The 4,456-nt window shown below is 40.7% G+C and carries 3 protein-coding genes and 1 pseudogene; all 4 read left to right on the forward strand.

What is annotated here, in order from left to right:
- Positions 1–462: pseudogene (locus AACY61_RS09290) on the forward strand (hypothetical protein); the annotation flags it as partial.
- Positions 463–465: 3 nt separating this feature from the next.
- Entirely contained in the window at positions 466–1,797 is a 1,332-nt protein-coding gene (ftsA, locus tag AACY61_RS09295; protein WP_339611298.1) for a cell division protein FtsA, read from the forward strand.
- A 41-nt stretch (positions 1,798–1,838) separates the two neighbouring features.
- The gene (gene ftsZ, locus AACY61_RS09300) at positions 1,839–3,800 is read left to right on the forward strand and encodes a cell division protein FtsZ (RefSeq protein WP_339611299.1); all 1,962 of its coding nucleotides are present in this window, start codon (positions 1,839–1,841) and stop codon (positions 3,798–3,800) included.
- 161 nt (positions 3,801–3,961) lie between these two features.
- The gene (locus AACY61_RS09305; RefSeq protein ID WP_339611301.1) at positions 3,962–4,411 is read left to right on the forward strand and encodes a GatB/YqeY domain-containing protein; all 450 of its coding nucleotides are present in this window, start codon (positions 3,962–3,964) and stop codon (positions 4,409–4,411) included.
- The last annotated feature ends 45 nt before the right edge of the window (positions 4,412–4,456 follow it).

The raw sequence follows: 4,456 nt of genomic DNA on the forward strand, positions 1-4,456 counted from the left end.
ATGATTTCAAATGCTGAAGTGTTTGTAACCGTTGACGGTGTTTTAGGGGCAAAAATAAAACAACGTAAACCCATCGCTCGTGTGGTGGCATCAACACCTTATTACCTTGATGAAGAAGGAACCCCAATGCCATTATCTGAAATTCACGCAGCAAGGGTTCCAATAATATCAGGGATTTCAGGTAAAGATTATGAAGCCTTGGTTCCGTTGCTATTAAAAATAAAAGAAGATGATTTTATGAACAATCACATTATCGGCATCCAAAAACAGGAAGATGATGAGCTAACACTGTTTTTGAGAGTTTATGATTTTACAATCGAATTCGGAAAACCAATCGAGATCGATAAAAAGTTTCAAAAGTTTAAAGCATTTTATCAAAAAACAATAAAAGATAATACAATTTCAGCATACAACCTGGTGAATTTAAAAGTTGATAACCAGGTAATCGCTACAAAAAAATAGCATATGGAAAACAAGAATTTTGCAGTAGGTCTGGACATAGGGACAACAAAAATTGTCGCCATGATTGGTTGTTACAACGAGTATGGAAAAATGGAAATACTGGGTATTGGTAAAGCCAAAAGCATGGGAGTACACCGCGGGGTAGTCAATAACATCACCCAAACCATCCAATCCATTCAGCAAGCCGTTGAAGCAGCAGAAGCCTCCTCAGGCATTAAAATAGCAAAAGTAGTGGCCGGTATAGCCGGACAGCACATCAGGAGTTTGCAACACAGCGATTACATCACCCGTAAAGACGGTGAAGAAGTAATTGGTGAAGGTGATATTGAAACACTTTGCAATCAAGTTCACAAGCTGGTTATGTTGCCGGGCGAAGAAATTATTCACGTGCTTCCACAAGACTATAAAATTGACGGTCAAGCCGAAATCACAGAACCACGGGGTATGTATGGTGCGCGACTTGAAGCAAACTTCCATGTTGTAGTAGGCCAGGTAGCTTCAATCAGAAACATTGGTCGTTGCATTAAAAGCTCTGGTCTTGAGCTGGCAGGGATCACTCTTGAACCACTGGCTTCAGCCAATGCCGTATTGAGCCAGGAAGAAAAAGAAGCCGGTGTGGCATTGATAGATATTGGGGGCGGAACTACCGATTTAGCCATTTTTAAAGACGGGATTATTCGTCATACTGCGGTCATTCCCTTTGGAGGAAATGTAATCACTGAAGATATCAAAGAAGGCTGTTCTATCATCGAAAAACAAGCAGAAATGCTTAAAATCAAGTTTGGCTCTGCCTGGCCGGGGGAAAATAAAGACAACGAAATTGTTTCCATCCCCGGGCTAAGAGGAAGAGAACCCAAGGAAATAACCCTGAAGAACTTGTCAAAAATTATTCACGCAAGAGTGGTCGAAATTATTGAACAGGTCTATGCAGAAATTAAAGCGTACGGACACGAAGAGCAGAAGAAAAAATTAATTGCCGGCATTGTGATTACCGGTGGTGGAGCTGAATTAAAGCACTTAAAACAATTAGTGGAATACACTACAGGCATGGACACCCGAATTGGGTATCCCAACGAACACCTGGCAGGAAACAGTGATACTGAAACCACCAGCCCTATGTATGCCACGGCAGTAGGATTGGTATTGAACAGTTTGGAAAAACACCATACTCAAGCCATTGAACCCACACTAAAAAACGAAGAACTTCCTGAATATGATACAGAAAGCAAGCTGGAAGAAGAGCCGGAAGGGCAAAGAGAGATTACAAAAGCCAGAAAAAGCTTCTTTGAAAAATGGGCAGAACGATTTAAAGAATTTTTAGATACAGCAGAATAAATTATTAAACAATCAGAACATCCAATTTCTAAATTTATATTATGAGTAGCAACAACGAATTTAACCCAATTGAGTTTGACCTTCCCAAAAACCAATCCAATGTCATTAAAGTCATTGGAGTGGGTGGTGGAGGTAGCAACGCGATCAACCACATGTTTAAGCAGGGCATTAAAGGGGTCGATTTTGTAATCTGCAATACCGATTCACAGGCATTGGAAAACAGCCCGGTACCCATTAAAATCCAGTTGGGGGTCTCCCTCACAGAAGGATTAGGGGCAGGAGCCAATCCAGAAATTGGTAAAGACGCCGCCATCGAGAGCATGGACGAAATCAAAGACATGCTATCCACCAATACTAAAATGATATTCATCACAGCGGGCATGGGTGGTGGAACCGGAACCGGTGCAGCTCCCATCATTGCTAAAATGGCCAAGGAACTAGATGTCCTCACTGTAGGAATCGTGACCATTCCATTTCAGTTTGAAGGAAAAACCAGAAATGAACAGGCACAAATTGGCGTTGAAAACCTTAGAAAAAATGTAGACTCACTCATAGTGATCAACAACAACAAACTGCGCGAAGTGTATGGAAATCTGGGCTTTAAAGCTGGCTTCTCCAAAGCAGACGAAGTGCTTGCAACCGCTTCACGTGGAATCGCTGAAGTTATTACCCATCACTATACTCAAAACATTGACTTGCGTGATGCCCGCACCGTACTAGCCAATAGTGGAACAGCCATAATGGGTAGTGCCACTGCCGTGGGTTCCAACCGTGCCCATGAGGCCATTACCAATGCCCTTGACTCTCCTTTGCTGAATGATAACAAGATTTCCGGAGCTAAAAACGTACTGCTACTCATCGTTTCAGGCTCAGAAGAAATCACTATCGACGAAATTGGAGAAATCAGTGACCATATTCAGCAGGAAGCCGGTCATGGTGCCAATATCATCATGGGTGTGGGTGAAGATGAAAACCTCGACAGTGCAATTTCTGTAACTGTAATTGCTACAGGGTTCAATGCAGAACAACAAAATGAAATTGTAAATACTGAAACCAAAAAAATCATCCATACCCTCGAGGATGAACAAGCAGCCGAACAACTACTCGTTTCTAAACAAGGCTCCACCAATGAAGGATTTAATAAACCACAGCAACCACAAAAAAAAGAAGAACCAGTCATTAAGCACACACTTTTTGATGAAGAGCCTGAAGGCCAAACCCCTGAACAACCTTTTGAAGGCTACATAAAAACCTCAGATTTTTTAAAAAATATTTCAGTGAGTTATGAAGAGGTGGCAGTACAAAATATAGAAGAGTTTGACCAGGACTATGTCAACACTATGGAGGTAAATGATTTTATAATTGTCGAAGCTCGCTCTCAAAAGCAACAGCCTGAACAAAAGAGTGCTCCGGCTGAAGAAAAAAACCAAATGCTAATGTTTGACCTTCCGTTAAACAAAACTGAAGAAAACGAAGAAGAACAAGATGAGGAAGCTGACTCAGTAAACAACTTTGATGTAAAAGGAGCTATTGAAATCATTCCGGTAACTGAAGTTTCAAAAGAGGGGGTAAAGCGCTATAGCCTTGATGACTATCAGGATATCGAAAATCACTTGGCTGAAGCCAAACCTGAAAAACAAAAAACACCTGAGAGAGTGGTTGATGAAGAACTTGTTTTTGAAAAGAAAATTGTGGAAGACAATGCTTCCAAGACTGATACAGATGACGAGGTAGACCCCATGAATTCCTCTATTTCAGACTTGCTTAAAAAACGCACAGAAGAGCGCAAACAAAAAATGAAGGCATTCAATTACAAATTCAATAACAACGCTTCAAAAGTTGATGAGCTGGAAAAACAACCCGCATATAAACGATTGGGAATTGAATTGGATGAAACTTCATCAGACACCGAAAAAATCTCCAGAACTACATTATCCACCGATGAAAATGATGAAATCCAGTTGCGCAGCAACAATTCTTTTCTTCACGACAACGTGGATTAAACCTATTTAAAGCAAGTTTAGTGTTAGAGTTGCTTCAAAACCTCATAAACATGAAAATGTTTGTGGGGTTTTTGGTTTTTAAAAGCGGAAATTTCTAAAATCCATACTGGAAAATCTTCCGACAATGTTGTATATTCGCAGTCCATTTAAAATTAAAATCAATGAGTCTGCAAGATAAAGTTATGAGTGCAATGAAAGAGGCAATGAAGACGAAAGACACCAATGCCCTTGCATCTTTAAGAGCAATCAAATCAGCTCTTTTGCTGGCACAAACTGAAAGTGGAGCCAAGCAAGACCTCACAGAAGAGGAGGAAATTAAATTGCTTCAAAAACTGGTAAAGCAGCGTAAAGATAGTGCCGCTATTTACAAAGAGCAAGGCCGAGAAGACCTGGCACAGCCCGAGTTGGAGGAAGCCGCAGTCATCGAACAGTTTTTACCGGAACAATTAAGTGAGGAAGAAATATCCAAAGTTGTAGAAAGCATTATAGCCAAAACTGGTGCAAACTCAATGAAAGACATGGGTAAAGTAATGGGATTGGCATCGGCAGAGCTGTCAGGAAAAGCAGATGGTAAGACCATTTCAAGTATTGTTAAAGATAAATTGAGTTAATTAAGAGTATTGATTGGCCAGATTAGCTCCGCTGAATCTTCGATT

The sequence above is a fragment of the uncultured Planktosalinus sp. genome (assembly GCF_963973675.1).
GTDB lineage: Bacteria > Bacteroidota > Bacteroidia > Flavobacteriales > Flavobacteriaceae > Planktosalinus.

Bases quoted from the DNA above. Each gene is read 5' to 3' on its own strand.
- AACY61_RS09305 (WP_339611301.1), top strand. From the start codon at position 3,962: ATGAGTCTGCAAGATAAAGTTATGAGTGCAATGAAAGAGGCAATGAAG.
- ftsA (WP_339611298.1), top strand. From the start codon at position 466: ATGGAAAACAAGAATTTTGCAGTAGGTCTGGACATAGGGACAACAAAA.
- ftsZ (WP_339611299.1), top strand. From the start codon at position 1,839: ATGAGTAGCAACAACGAATTTAACCCAATTGAGTTTGACCTTCCCAAA.